This is a genomic window from Caldanaerobacter subterraneus (genome assembly GCF_004345675.1).
Taxonomy (GTDB): domain Bacteria; phylum Bacillota; class Thermoanaerobacteria; order Thermoanaerobacterales; family Thermoanaerobacteraceae; genus Thermoanaerobacter; species Thermoanaerobacter subterraneus.
The window spans coordinates 1-14,726 of sequence record NZ_SLWU01000037.1 but is presented as its reverse complement, the minus strand read 5'-3'; the positions used below and the strand labels follow the sequence as shown (position 1 = coordinate 14,726).

The 14,726-nt window shown below is 38.0% G+C and carries 11 protein-coding genes and 1 pseudogene; all 12 read right to left on the bottom strand.

Annotated features, from left to right (window positions below):
• Positions 1 to 161 precede the first annotated feature (161 nt).
• The 12 genes and pseudogenes from EV203_RS12090 to EV203_RS12035 all read right to left on the bottom strand — a co-directional run bounded on the left by EV203_RS12090 (position 162) and on the right by EV203_RS12035 (position 14,502).
• Entirely contained in the window at positions 162 to 674 is a 513-nt protein-coding gene (locus tag EV203_RS12090) for an ATP-binding protein (protein WP_009610220.1), read from the bottom strand.
• A pseudogene (gene istA, locus EV203_RS12085) lies at positions 640 to 1,899 on the bottom strand (IS21 family transposase). Before istA ends, EV203_RS12090 begins: the two are co-directional and overlap by 35 nt.
• A 360-nt stretch (positions 1,900 to 2,259) precedes the next feature.
• On the bottom strand, positions 2,260 to 3,762 hold the full coding sequence (locus EV203_RS12080) for a galactose-binding domain-containing protein (RefSeq protein WP_043883954.1): 1,503 nt from the start codon (positions 3,760 to 3,762) through the stop codon (positions 2,260 to 2,262).
• Positions 3,763 to 4,321: 559 nt separating this feature from the next.
• The gene (locus EV203_RS12075; RefSeq protein ID WP_132040789.1) at positions 4,322 to 4,912 is read right to left on the bottom strand and encodes a hypothetical protein; all 591 of its coding nucleotides are present in this window, start codon (positions 4,910 to 4,912) and stop codon (positions 4,322 to 4,324) included.
• A gap of 230 nt (positions 4,913 to 5,142) precedes the next feature.
• Entirely contained in the window at positions 5,143 to 5,907 is a 765-nt protein-coding gene (locus EV203_RS12070; RefSeq protein WP_132040788.1) for a hypothetical protein, read from the bottom strand.
• A gap of 30 nt (positions 5,908 to 5,937) precedes the next feature.
• Positions 5,938 to 7,746 (bottom strand): glycoside hydrolase family 125 protein, encoded by a 1,809-nt coding sequence (locus EV203_RS12065; RefSeq protein WP_009610230.1) that lies wholly within the window; start codon positions 7,744 to 7,746, stop codon positions 5,938 to 5,940.
• A complete protein-coding gene (locus EV203_RS12060; RefSeq protein ID WP_009610222.1) occupies positions 7,743 to 8,705 on the bottom strand; it encodes an amidohydrolase family protein in 963 nt (320 codons plus the stop codon). The genes EV203_RS12065 and EV203_RS12060 overlap by 4 nt, the downstream gene beginning before the upstream one ends.
• Before the next feature lie 16 nt (positions 8,706 to 8,721).
• Positions 8,722 to 9,555 (bottom strand): carbohydrate ABC transporter permease, encoded by an 834-nt coding sequence (locus tag EV203_RS12055; protein WP_207910896.1) that lies wholly within the window; start codon positions 9,553 to 9,555, stop codon positions 8,722 to 8,724.
• Between the two features lie 41 nt (positions 9,556 to 9,596).
• Entirely contained in the window at positions 9,597 to 10,520 is a 924-nt protein-coding gene (locus tag EV203_RS12050; RefSeq protein ID WP_009610197.1) for a carbohydrate ABC transporter permease, read from the bottom strand.
• Positions 10,521 to 10,624: 104 nt separating this feature from the next.
• A complete protein-coding gene (locus EV203_RS12045) occupies positions 10,625 to 11,926 on the bottom strand; it encodes an ABC transporter substrate-binding protein (RefSeq protein ID WP_009610205.1) in 1,302 nt (433 codons plus the stop codon).
• Between the two features lie 150 nt (positions 11,927 to 12,076).
• The gene (locus EV203_RS12040) at positions 12,077 to 13,216 is read right to left on the bottom strand and encodes a glycerate kinase (RefSeq protein WP_009610221.1); all 1,140 of its coding nucleotides are present in this window, start codon (positions 13,214 to 13,216) and stop codon (positions 12,077 to 12,079) included.
• 71 nt (positions 13,217 to 13,287) lie between these two features.
• On the bottom strand, positions 13,288 to 14,502 hold the full coding sequence (locus tag EV203_RS12035; RefSeq protein ID WP_009610210.1) for a CdaR family transcriptional regulator: 1,215 nt from the start codon (positions 14,500 to 14,502) through the stop codon (positions 13,288 to 13,290).
• Between the last annotated feature and the right edge of the window lie 224 nt (positions 14,503 to 14,726).

Below are 14,726 nucleotides of genomic sequence, written 5' to 3'. Positions count from 1 at the left end.
GCTGGTGCAACAACCTCTATCGATTATTCTATCCCGCGTGCTTCCATATTGGAGCAACAGTGTGTGGTGCACCCGGTCGTTGTGGTTCAGTCTAATCATCGAGCTCGAAGCATCAAAATAAAAACGACCTGCCTTCACCAGCCGCTATACTGATTATATCATCAAAAAAGGACATTTTCATTCTCTGCTGGTGCCGCATTTGTTGCGGCATGGGAGTCTAATCTGTTCTCTTCATAACCTTTTTTAAGGTCTTCAATTAGTTTTGATAGGGTGATAAAGTAAACTGGTATCCCCTGCAATAGTGCTTCTACAGCAAGTGCTACAGCTAGATGTGTCTTACCCACTCCAGGAGGTCCAAGAAATATCACATTCTCTGCACGGTGTACAAAGGCCATCGTAGCAAGTTCTTTTATCAGCTTCTCATCTATACTTGGCTGAAATGTAAAGTCAAATTCTGCTAGTGTTTTTCGGTATGGAAGTCGGGCTAGTTTGAATCTTACCTCAATATTTCTCTTCTGCCTTTCTGAAAGCTCTGTTTCAAGAAGCTCATTTAATAAGTCAAGATATGTGCTGTTTTTGTGCTGCGCTCTTTCAAGGAGTGAATCAAGTAAAGAAGCTGCACTCAGAAGTCCCAGTTCTTCAAGATGTAGTCTGGCTTTCTCCAGTTCTATCATACCCTGTCACCTCCGCTAGACTTTCATAAAGACTAAGGGAGCGTCTCTCAACCTCTAGTGAAAATAACTTGATTGCTTTTGGTCTGGGATAAAACATCCCTTCTGCCGCTTTTAAGCCTTTGTACTGGTCTTTGAGAAAAACTGTGCTTCTTGAACGATAACGTTTATCATGTACTGCTATTACCTTGCTATCGTAGAGAATTTCAATTTTGCCATTTTTCTCCCTTACAACTACCTCTTTCCCGCTGTACTGCCATGGTACTCCATACCTTACACCATCATAACTCAAAAGACCATCTTTATGTACCTTCCTTGGTTCCTCCAGAAACTTTTGATATTTATCCAATGAAGGCAAAGGCTTTAAGTTTTCCCTCTTTAGTCTGTCAATTGGTCTTTCTCCTGTAGTACCATGTACTCTTCTGTTCTTCTTCTCACACCACTCTACTGTCTGACGATTTAAGTCACCATAATCTAAAAATCTTCTCCCGGGCAGAAAATTGTCCTTGACAAAGTCTATTCCGCTTTCTACTTTGCCTTTTGTCTGTGGGCGTCTAACTTTGCAAACTCTGGGTACAAATCCCAAAGTTGCTGCAAGGTCCTCAAATACTGCATTCCATATGGGCTTCTTGTTTACATCTGTACCTATGATTACGGTTTTCATTCTGTCAGTAAGTACAACGTCAGTTACTCCACCAAAATATTAAAAACCATGGATAAGGCAGCGATTGAAAGTGTGAACATCACAGCGATTTGTGAATTCCACATACATTGCTCTTGAATAACCAAGTACCATGACAAAGAGATAGAGCTTTCTTACTTCTCCTGTTTCCTGATCAATGTAATTGTACTCACCCCAATCAACCTGGGCTTGTTCTTAAGGCCTTGTTTCATAGCGGCATACAGCCTGAATATGCTTTGAAGGTCTAAACTGCTTTACATAGTCTCTTAAAATAGTCTTTCCTCCCGTGTAACCTTCTTCTTTTATTCTTTCGTAAATAACTTCACAGTTAAATATTCCCATGTTAATGTACTCATGAATAGTATCTTTGTAAGGGTTAAGTTTTGAACCCCTCTTAGGGTGAGGTTTTCTTTCGGGGATTCCCTCTGCTCTGAGATATTTTCTTATTGTGTTTCGAGAATGACCTGTTTCTCGTGAAATTGCACGAATACTCTTGCCTTTTGCTCTGAGTTCATGTATCATGATAATAGACCCACTCCCTAGCATTTTTTATCTCCCTCCGATCCTTTCTTGGTTGATTTTAGATCAGAGGGATATTTCGACAGGGGGTGGGTCAATTCCTTCTCGTTACCCCTGGGTCAATTATACACCGTTAGTGACAATTCAACACATAGTTGGCGTAATCTTGCTTTTTGTTGAAGGGAGACTTGTCAAGAATTTTGTGCCTGAGTAAAATAGCGTAACTGAAAAAGTCGTTGAATTGAGTGCACATTTCCGATATAATTTTTACCGAGATTGATGTAACTAAATGCAAAAAATCATAAATCAAAGTCGAGAATTTTGCGTACTTATAATATGTGTAGATGTAATAATTGTAACATATTGAAACCACTTCTATAAATAGCTTTAGTTGTTATAAACTTTTGCTTCCCAGAAAGAAAAAGGATACCAACTACTAACCCGCTGAATGCATAATACCTTTATATACCTTGCATTAACAGGTTCAAACCATATGGTATCTACTCCACCATCTCCTGAAGTAGTTGAATACACAGTGGTATAATTTACATCATCAGTCGATACCTGAATTGAATACGTCTTGGCATAAGCTCTTTCCCACCATATAGTTACTCCTTTTACCTTTACCACAGATCCAAGGTCTACTTTCCACCACTCATTATCCTGTTTTCTGCTTGCCCACCGTGAGTAAAAGGCGCCATCTACAGCTTTCTCTGGCGTCAATTCACTGTTTTGATTTCCTGAAGCAGTAGCGGGCTTATTTAAAGCATAATTTATCCTAGCTTGGTCTGTGGTTATAGTCTGTACTACAATCTCTGGTTGATCTTTCGTTTCTGCTATAGCAAGAAATCCTTCAATAGGTTCCAGATCCATGTAATTCATCTGTGTACCTGACCCTACCGATGCATTTACACCTATAGATGACTGTCCCTCAAAGGTTATGTCCTTTAGCAGTCCAACCATCATTGGATTTACAAACCAATTCAAGCCATTTGGTTCTCTGGTTGCTTGCCAGCAGCCATTTAACCAGTCCTCCTGCTGCCAAGTATCCCATTCTTTTGGATTAGCCGACGGTTGTACTAGTATTCCTCCACCTCTAGCAGCCAGCGTTTGAATAACATCCTGGAAGAAAGCATCATAACATATAGCAATTGACACTTCGCCAAAAGGCGTAGAAAAAACTTTCAATTCTTCAAGAGTGCCGGGATTTAGGTCTAACCCGTAATTTCCTTTTTCATCCTTATATTGCTCCATTGGAGTTAAATGTACTTTCTTCTGCCAACCTAGAACCTTCCCATCGGGCCCAAAAAAGTATGAAAGATTATAACAAGTATTATCATCTTTTATGAGGTTTCCACTTCCGTCAACCTCCCGCATCGCTATGGACCCACCTACAATATAAACATTATAAGTGGCAGCCACTTCTTTAAAAGCATCGAGATAAGCTTGCTGCATAGCCCCGCTTCTTTCAAGAAATAGAGCTCGCACAGGGCCTACGCCATACCATGTCATAAAAGCTAGTACCGAAGCCCACCGTCTTAATATCAATGCCTCTATTGCATCTGCGAAAGTAGAAGCATTTTGAAGAAGATCCACATCACCATCTACAAACAGCAGTGGTAAACCGATAAATTCAGGAAAACAAACCAAAGCAGGCAGGTTAGGATCTAACTGCGCCACAACGTCTTGCATGACACTATGCAACTTATTTTTGAAAGCAGTTGGAGAAGCATAATCATTCACATCCCACTTCCATTGTACCGCTACCAATTGAAAAGATTGAAAAGATGGTTCTTCTGCCTTGACTGTTTCGCTATTGCTGATCTCTGCAAATAACGTTAGAACCATCACTGCTATTAAGAAAATTGACGCAAATTTCCTTATTCTCATCATTCTCCCTCCACAATTTTATTTTTATTCTCCTGAAATAACCCCATTTTTCCTACAAATACGCCTAATTGCTAAAAGTCACAAAACTATCACTTCCGGAAAAAATGGTCCCAACAAAAGCTTCAATAATGGCACCTTCTGCGATACTCGCCCCAAGTGGTAAGGCAGCACCCCAGAAGCCATGAACAACCCAATTACTGAAAATAGGTGCTCCCCACGCAGATGGCAAAAATAGGAATAGATAAGTCATATTGTAATCCAAATAACCGTGAATGGTTTCCCTGATCACCGGTACCACGAGGATGATATAACTCAAAGCCCCCAGAGTGCCCCAATTAGGCTTCGCCGGTAGAAGAGTGGCACGTTTCTATCACCTCCCTCTGGTGACCACCGGGGTCTGCCAGAAAGCATCAGCCGACGCAGTCCACCCCGAAATCATCTTGTTCAAAACCCAAGTGCGGCCAGGCCCGGATCAGCACCGGCCCAGGAATGCTGACTAACCCTAAGGTCGCTCACAGAAAGCTTCTGGAACCGCACCTATGCAAAGACCCATTCCACGTTACTGCACGTTAATGAACACCGGGTTCGCCCACACTTCGCTGAGGCCGGAGCCGTCCATCTTAGTAAACTCGAATTTCCCGACGTAAAAGTCGTCGGTTGATGGAGCTCTTGTGTTCCAATATGTCACCGACGTAGGCGGATTAGTCACCGTATAGACAACTTCCTGGTTCTTGTTGAATACCATGATTCTCGTGCACTTCTGTTCGGTTACAGGGAACTGTACCAGCTCTAATTGCAGACTGCTGCCATGTATCACATTCAGAACACTTCCCTGAACAGCACCGTTAATGGTAAAGTATCCAAGGTCTTTCTGGTCGGAAGTGCTGACTCTACCAGACCTGATTGCATCCCAGATAGCGGCCCTGTCTGTCGATGAATACGATGTCGTGTACACCCAAGTAAATCCCGCAAGCCCGGAGCTTAAAAATTGTGGCAATCCGAATTCACAACACCCACCACGAAGCCACCACCCAAAAGGGTAGATGCGAGACTGCTCCTCAATAAGGTGAACCATCTGGATATCGTCTCTGCTTTCGCAGTGGTCTCCTGGCTGAAGAGCTCCATCGCTCGAAAGCCCGTGACCGTCCAATCTGCCTAGGCGAAGCTTCCATACGGGTGAGCTATAACTGCGTACGAAGAAGGCGCATTGTGCGCGTTTATCGCGTTGATGAAGTCCTGAAGCGGCAGAGACTTGTTAGCCGGCACGCAAGGGGCATTCTCTTTCATCCACTACGCAAGAGTATGACCTTGGGAACCATAGGTGTCGATTTCGACGCCGGGCGAGGCCAGGATCTGGTATGTGGACTGAGCATCGTTGCACTAAGCTACATACTGCGGCCATTTGTTGCCAATACCATCCTCGAGGTCGGTGATAATGATAAAACTAAAACCATTATCTTTCGCATACTTAACCCGGTTGGCCAGCGGAATGAAAATGACGTCCGGCCTCCACGAGGTAGGTACGTGCCCATCCCCTCCATACCATCCACTCGCGTTCGGAAAGGCCGACGCTTGGTAGTCTGCCTGAACAGCAGTCTGTACCGCCTCTCTCTGACCGTCCACGGTCGTTTCAACACCAACGTTGATCTTGCCCGTCGCCCCCTCCTCCAACTTCAGTGCCGATACATCAATCTCAAGTTCAACATAAGCGCCTTTCTTGAGGAGGTCCTTAACAGCTTTCTTGTCCTTACCTCTTAGCTTCTTCAAAATGCCAACAAGGCTTTTACCTGTAGGTTCTAATGTCTGGTCTAACACAACTTTTTTCGAGGCCGATCGATTGGGACCGTAGAAATCCAGCTTGATGTGGTTTAGACGTGCTTTTCCGGACTCAGACACCACGAAAACCGGTATAAGCACCCTCTCCGGCGGAACTTTGTAAGTCTCGATTTCCTCGGGCACGACGATGACAATGCCTTTGGTCCAGTTCGCTTTGAGCTTCATATCATTTCCGCCAATCCCCTCTCTTTGGGCTGTAAACACAGTCTGGGCTCCCGCGACTCGTCCAACTACCAAAGAAATTAAGACAAAGCTGAGCAATAATAGCACAATCACAAAAGCCCTCTTCACCTTATTTTCCTTCTTCAACTTTATTTTCCTAATGGGCAAACACTACTTTTATCTATTCCATTTCTCAAAAAGTATTTTAGAAAGTGCCATGGCAAGATATCCTGCACCAGTTGCAAAACCAACTCCTGTCTTTGCTTCTCCTGTGTCTTTGTCAAAACTCTCCGCTAAAAGCCCGTAATCCATATTAGCCATCTTAAGCCAGCCTAAAGCCTCTTCTCTCTTCAAAGGATTTAGTAGACTTCCACAAAGACCTAAACCTGACGGCGTATTCGGATGATGGTCACAGGCTAATTCTTTTATCTTCGCATCTTTAAAGTAATACTTGTATTTCGGCGAATAATAGTAATCAATCGTATTCTTAAATATCTCATCCTTGTAGTCAACAAAACCGTAATAATACATAAGCCCTAGATTGCCTGGCGGGTCATTGTAAAGCCTATAGTTTCCCTTCCCATCAGAAGACCAGGCAAATATCTTTTTCCCTTCTACTTCTACCACCAAGTATTCGTATATCCCTTTTTCTATCCCCCTTATCTTCTTTTCAACTTCTTCTGCTTTTTTGTACCAGTTAAGCTTTACATAAAGGTCTTTTAAATTGATAAGCCCTCTCCAGAGTATTACATTGTCTATTGTCACAAAAGGATATTCTGAAGGGTCATCTGAAGGCAGTAGAAAAGTTTTATAAAGCCCTGTTTTGGGGTCATATTCTTCCTCAATCCTTCTATACACCATCTCCAATGCGTTTATAAGCTCCAAATCATCCAAATCCACATCCATCTCCTTAAGCAGTATAAAATAGCTAGCTGCCTCATCTAATTCAAATCCTGGATAAAGCACTGTGCCGTCTATGTAATGAGCATGGTCTCCAGCATTTTTGCTGTGCCTTAATATCATCTCCCTCGCAATAAGATTGTGGAATTCCCTGTCAATAAGCTTTATTGCTGGAAAAGACCATAAAAAACTATCTCTTTCCCAAAAAGCGCCTGAAACGTAATACCTCGGGCTCCTTGATGTTAAAGCCACATAGCTATCCGATTCCATGTCTTTGCCTACCGCAAAAAAGTAGTTGAAAAATAGGTTCTTGTTAAGTAATCTCTCCAGATATTCATCTTGGGAGTATTTTATGTATTTCTTCTCAAGCCATCTGTAAACTTCCTCGTATATCCTTTCAAAACCTTTTCTTTTGAGATGAATCAAAGTGGTAGAAGCTCCATCCATATCAGAATTTACCGCTATGTAAAAGCAGTTTTTGCCATTAAGTTTTAGCTTAAGGATAACACCTTCTCCCTCATCGCTGTAATCAAACTCCTTTTCTGCTCCAAAGGCTAGAGAAAAGGCTACATTATAAGAATAGACGTTTAAAGCAGGGTTTTTAAGCCATTTGTCAATTTTAAACTCCTTTTTAAAATCAATCTCATGGGAATTAAAACGCAAAAAGCTCAATTTGTCAGGATGAACTATTAGGTATACTTCCATTTTTTCAGAACTTTCAAATTCGTAGACAAAACCTTTTTCTTTCAGATCAGCGTAAATTTTTATTAAAACACTACTCCCATCTGAGAGATATAATTTGATAGAAGGAATGTAAGAAAATATCTCTTCTACTTCACTTCTCACTATTTCAAGCTTTTTATCATGTTTATAAAACAGGGGTAGAAATAGAGATTCCTCTCCTGAAAGTTCAACAAGACCTTTATTTGAAAGAGAAATTATGTTAAGGTTCTTTATTGACCCATCTTCATATATTTCCGGAAGACTTACGTAATGATTGCCTGAATAAAAAACCCTTTCATTTTTATCAATCTCCTTCGGTCTTGTGATAATCTTTTCCACATTAATCTTCTCCTTTCTCTTCATTCCTTTAACAAATTTAATGCGTTATCTCTAAATATTTTTTTAATATCCCCTTCTGGAATACCTATTCGCCTTACAGCTCTAATTTGATCCAAAAAATATCTAATTACATACCCTCGAGGAAACCATTCAGAGTCACTGCCGTATATTATTCTTTCAGGGCCTATCGTTTCATAAAACTTCTTAAACAACCCCTCCAGGGTAAGTTCATAAGGCATCCATCTTATCCATTCATTATTTCCAGAAGTATCTACATATATATTGGGACAAGCCCATGCTAATTGAAGCAATTCTCTTACATAGCCACAACCAAAATGAGGTATTACAATTTTTAATTTAGGGAATGCCTTTGCTACATCATGTATAATTAATGGATCAATATTGGGCGAATATCCTATTCCTCCCCCACCCCCTAGAATACCAAAATGTATTAATACTGGAATTTGATATTCCGTAGCCACTTCCCATATTCTATAAAATCTTTTGTGATTTAGTGGAATTTTCACTAATGGCCCCATAATTTTATACCCCTTAAGCCCATTTTTTATAGCTTCTTCTAATTTGTCTGCTGCATTTTCTTCTTCAGGTGAGTGATGTGCAAAAGCTAAAAATTTCTCCGGGTAAAGTTTAGTAATTTTTATTGCTTCCTCATTATTCCTACAAGTCACAAAAACGACTTTCTCCAAATTATTTGCGTTTATCTCTGTATACCACCTCTCTAACAGTGCTTCAAAGTTTTCCATCTGTTTTTGAGGCTCAGGAAAGCACCACGCGTTTAACCATTTTTTATTCTCTTGTAATGAGGTGTATTGTAAAAAATCCCACTTTTCTTTCCCAAATTTTTGTATATATTCTTTTTTATATGCTTCAAACAACTCTTCTTCACCAGAAGGAAAATGACAGTGAAAATCTACTACTTTCCATTCAGGTAATTCTACTTCCATTGTAATTCGGTAGCGCAAACCAATCCCCCCTAAATTATCCCTTTAAACCTGTTAAAGTAATTCCTTCTACAAATTGTTTCTGCATTATAAAGAATACTATCAAAACAGGTAAAATCGCAACAAATGCCCCTGCCATTTGCCAATGTATATTTATTCCATACTGTTCTGAAAAATACTGGAGACCTACTGGAAGCGTCCTCACCCGATCCGAATTAGTTACAATAAGGGGCCATAAAAATTCTTCCCAGCTCCACGAAAAAGTAAATATGGCAAGAGCCGAAATAGCAGGTTTTAATTGAGGTATAACAATAGTAAAAAATATCCTCCCTTCAGAAGCACCATCAATGCGCGCAGCTTCGATTAGTTCATTTGGAATGGTGAGCATAAATTGATTCATTAAAAACACCCCCATAGCATCAAATAACCACGGAAACACAACACCTAAGTATGTATCTACTATCTTCAAATGTTGAGCAATTTGATATAAAGGAATCATTCGCACTTGGAATGGTATCATTAAACTTGATAAAATAAGTAAGAATAAAATCCTTTTTCCTTTAAAGTTAAATTTCGCGAATCCATAGCCCGCCATTGTACTAGTGAGTAAAACACTCAGTACAATAACACCTGTGGTGACTATGCTGTTTAAGAAATATCGAGCAAACGGAACTTGTTTGAATACCTCCTTAATATTATCCAAAGTAAAATGCTTGGGAATCCACGTAGGGGGAACTTGAATAATTTCAGACATGGGTTTAAAAGCAGCAGAAGTCATCCATGCCAATGGTAATAACATCCAGACAGCTCCTATAATCAATATTCCATAAAGTAGAAAAAGCACAAAAATATTGGTACGTTTCATTTCCATTTTACATTCCTCCTTAAAAGAATTTGCTAACAAATACAAGCCTAATATTCAAAAGGCCTTTCAAGTGTCTTAAACTGTATAATAGTAGCTACCATTATGACTAAAAGTAAAAAGAATGCATTTGCAGAAGCGTATCCTAATTCAAATTGCCTAAATCCATAATCATATATATGGATTACAAACACTCGCGTACTATCTAATGGTCCTCCCGGTTCACCATATGTAAACCCTCCTGCACTCATTACATAAGGGATTGTAAATACACGGAAAGCATTTATCACGAGCATAACACTAGTAAAAACTATAGTTGGATTTAATAAAGGCAAAGTAATTTTTCTCAACATTGTAACCCCGGAAGCTCCATCAAGATATGCTGCCTCAAACATATCTCTTGGTATAGTCTGTAAGCCAGCAAGAAATATTACCATAGCAAAGCCTATTTGTTTCCATACCCCTACTATCATCATTGCAGGTAAAGCCCATTTTGGATCAGCTAGCCATCCTGGTTGAGGAAGATGCAGTAAGCTTAAAAAATAATTTATCACACCATTTGTCGGTTCAAAAAGCCATCTCCAAACAAAAGCAGCTGCTACCATATTTGTAACTACAGGTATAAAATAAATTGTTCTAAACAGTCCTTTAAACCTTAGGCTTTTTAGGTTTAAAATAAGTGCAAGCAATAAAGAAAAAAATATAATACTCGGTACTACTATTATTGTCCAAGTAATGGTTACTTTAACAGATTTAATAAATTTAGGATCATGAAACATATCTATGTAGTTTTTTAACCCGATAAATTTTTTTACTTCTCTTATGGTAGACCAGTCAAATAAACTCATATAAAACGCCTGAAGAAGAGGAATAAAAACTAATACAATAAACAAAATCACGGCTGGTAAAACAAAAAGAAAACCTATCAATGCTAATCTGCGTTCTTGAGAAAGTTTCTTACCTGCTTTTATCATCTTCCCTATCTTCTCCTTTTTATAAAATTTTGATGATTTACAATATTTTGATTTACAATATTTTGTAGGCAGGTTGTAAACCTGCCTACAAAATATTGTCTCTACTACTTGCTTAATTTCTTTTGTATCAATGCGTTTTCAACAGCAGCTCCCTCTTTTACAGCATCTTCCACAGATGCTTTTTGTAAAATAATTTTAGTCCAAATTTCATCTCTTATCTGATTTACATCTTTCTCTCCCAATTCCTGTGTAGGATATGCTATCTCTAAGGACTTTCTTATAACCTTAGCATTTTCATCTGGGAACAAAGAATCATCAGATAAGAGTGCTTTCATTGACGGTAAATCCCCTGCTTCTTTAATAAATTTTAGTTGTGCCTCTTTAGATGCAAGAAATTTTACCCATTCCCATGCCATTTCACTGTTTTTCGAATCTTTATTCACAACATACAGCCAATTATGCCCTATGGTAGTTTGTTTATGGCCCGGGGGTGCCGGTGGTAAAGCAATGGTATATTTAAGATCTGGAGCCATTTTTTTGATACGTCCTACGGTAACAGGGTGGTTAAGATAAAACATCGCCTTACCTAATTCAAACTTAAATTGTCCCGTCATGAACTCTGGTGAATCTACTTTTTCATCTACCATAAGCTTCTTTATAAAGTTCCATGCTTCTAATCCTTGGGGTGAATCATAGTTTACTTTTTTATTAACAAGATCTACAACATTTCCATCAAGCATTTGATAGATAAATAGTGTATAAACCGCCCATTTATACCTAGTATCTAGACCAGCTTGTTGCATTTTCCCTTGAGCATCCACAATGGTACCTTTTTTGGCTTGTATTAGGAATTCATTCCAATCTTTTGGAGGATTTTGAGGATCAAAACCTGCTTTTTTATATAATTCATCATTTATAAATAGAACTATAGTTTGAACATCTGTGGGTAAACCATAGTATTTTCCATCTTTTTCAGCCTGTGAAATAGTCCACTCAAGAAACTCACTTCTAAGTTGAGAAGGACTCATTATTGTTTCTGGCATGGGTTGTAAATAACCGCCTTTAATCATTTCTTGAGCTTGTAAGGCTGAAATTTGAAATACATCAGCAGCTGTTTTCGAGGAAAGAGCAGTTGTCAACTTGTCAAAATAGCTATCATAAGGAATTGCTTCAAACTCTATTTTTACTCCTGGATGAGTTTTTTCAAACTCCTGAGCTAGCTCCTTAACAACTGGAGTCCGGGCCTCATGATGATGCTGCCAGTGTCTTATCACTACTTCTTCCTTTGTTGCTTTTTCAGCAGTTTTTTCAGCAGTACTGGAAGTTTTGCTACTACATCCTACCACCATGGAAGATAGTAAAGACAGCACAGCAATTACAACTAAAAACTTCCTAAATTTCACCATTTTATTCCCTCCTAATATAATTTTAAGCTGAGAATGAATTACCTATTTACTTGCCTCCCATTTCTCCCTCCTCCCCTTTCTGAATCGAACCTTCACTTGTACAAACGTTTACTTAATTGTGACAACAATTTAAATCCATATTTTTCAAAACTAATCAAAATCTTTTAATACTTTAATCACTCTAAAAATTCTTTCTGTAGATTTTTTTAATAACACTTCTGCATCCCTCATCGCCTCTTCCAACCCCATCGGCTTATCTATAATTGAAAAAACGGCTGTAATACCTATCTTATATAGTTGTCTTTCTTCATCAATTGAACCTGTAATAGCAATACATGGCTTGTTGTACTTTTTACATAACTTTGCAATACCTGAAACTGTTTTACCAAAAATAGTCTGAAAATCTACTTTCCCTTCTCCCGTGATTACTAAATCAGAATTTCTCACCTTTTGTTCCAAGTCCACTATGTCCATTATTATTTCAATTCCACTTTTTAATCGGGCATTTAAAAACGCTATTAACCCAGCCCCTAAACCTCCAGCAGCCCCAGCTCCAGGAACATCTATTATTCTTTTATTAAAGTGTTTTTCTAACAATCTTCCAAAATGCTCCAGATTTTTATCTAAAATTTCCACCATTTCTTTTGTAGCACCCTTCTGAGGCCCATAAACTTTAGAAGCTCCATTTTCTCCTACAAGAGGATTTGATACATCACATGCCACAAGGAACTCACAATCTTTTATTCTTTTATCAATATTCGATACATCAATGCGATAAATTTTTGAGAGTTCTCCTCCCCCAAATCCCACTTCCTTTCCATCTTTATTATAAAACCTAACCCCCAATGCCATCGCCATTCCTGCTCCGCCATCATTTGTTGCGCTACCACCTATTGCTATTATAAACTTTCTACACCCTCTATCCAAGGCATCTTTTATAAGTTGACCTGTCCCATATGTAGTGGTAATCATTGGATTTTTTTCATGTTCCTTTAGTAAGTAGAGTCCTGAAGCCGCAGCCATTTCTATTACAGCTGTATTCCTATCTCTTAGTATTCCATAAAAACTTTCAATATCTCTCAATAAAGGATCTTTAACTCTTACTTTGATGATTTCGCCTCCCATTACGTTAACCAATGTAGCAACCGTACCTTCTCCTCCATCTGCCATTGGCACCTTTACAACCACAGCATCTGGAAAAACTTTTAAAATACCTTCCTCTATACTATCGGCCACCGTAAATGCAGACAAACTTCCTTTAAATTTATCCGGGGCAATAAGAACTTTCATACCATCACCGCTATTTCGTTTGGTGTTATTGTAGCATAAAAGTGAATTGTTTGAAATGTTCAAAATAATAATTATTTGTGAGATTTCTTACCTAATTTTTGTGCACAGATACCAAACTCATCTTTATGAGATAATTGCTCAAGTAATATTGCAATGTAAATTTCCATACAAATATAGGGATTAGTAATCTCTATATTAAATTTTTCTTTAATTTTATTTAATCGATAAAGAATGGTATTTCTATGAAGAAATAGTTTTCGAGAAGTAACTTCAATATTCATTCCGCTTTCAAAATAAGTTTTTATTGTTCCTATCAAATCTTCACTAAAATTTTTCAGTATAAACTGGTATTTCTCCAAGAATAATTTTCTTGTATCCTCATCGACAATCGAATTAAGTTCATAAATTAATAACTCAAGTCTGTAATTTGCAAAATTTAGCACTTCCTTGTTGAGTTTTCTACCAATATCAACTAATTTATTCGCAATAGTAAAAGAACTATAGTAATCCTTTATCTGTTTACAGATAGGTCCTATTCCAGTAACGCACCTCAGTCCAAATTTTTCATTAATACCTTTTTGTAATTCCATACAAAACTCATCTATAGACGTCCGCTTAAAATCTAATAATATAACAAAACGATCTTCACTAAGATTAATAACGATTTCATTTAAAAAGAGCCTATTTCGTATGAATTCAACAATCCTATCTTTTAATTCTTGAACCCCTAGCTCCTTCAGATGCTTTGAGAAAATAAAATCTCCAAAACCTTTTATATCTGTCACTACCAGAATTCTAGGCAAATCTAAATCAAAACCAATAAGTTTTGCTCGATTCTTTAAAACATTTTCTTCTTCCAAAGATACATTTGGATGTTTAAGAAGTTCTTTAATAAAGCTCATCATAGCTCTTGTTTGCAATTCTTCATATTTTTTATTTTCATATTCTTGTATCATAAGCTCTACTAATTCTTTGATTATTTTTCCAAATCCTATTACTTCCTTAGGTTCTCCTGTAATTCCTACCACTCCTACTACCTGGTTATTGTAAAAAAAAGGAATATTTATTCCTTTTTTCACTCCTTTATAATGACTAATATCCTCTTCATTGATAATAATATCAGCCTTTTCACTAGCAGCAATCTTCGCTCCCTCATGAAAAGAACCTATTCTTGAAGCATCACCAGAAGCTATAATAATCCCTTCTGTATTCATAATGTTTATATTTTTACCAAGTATACTCATAAGTCTATCTACAATTTTTTGATAGTCTTTTTGGGTAAGCATAATAACTCAAACCCTCCTTAAAAGTCCAACTTAATAAAAACTTCCAAACTTAACTATATCAAAGGATAGTGTAAAATTTCAGTAGGTGATGAAGCAGGAAAATGGGGTATGGATGTAGAAAAAAAATACCTCACCGGGAAAAAATCAAAAATCAAATCAAAGGAAGGTGAGGTCTGATATGTTATTAGATATTCGACACATAGTGGGCATAATCCTGCTTTTTG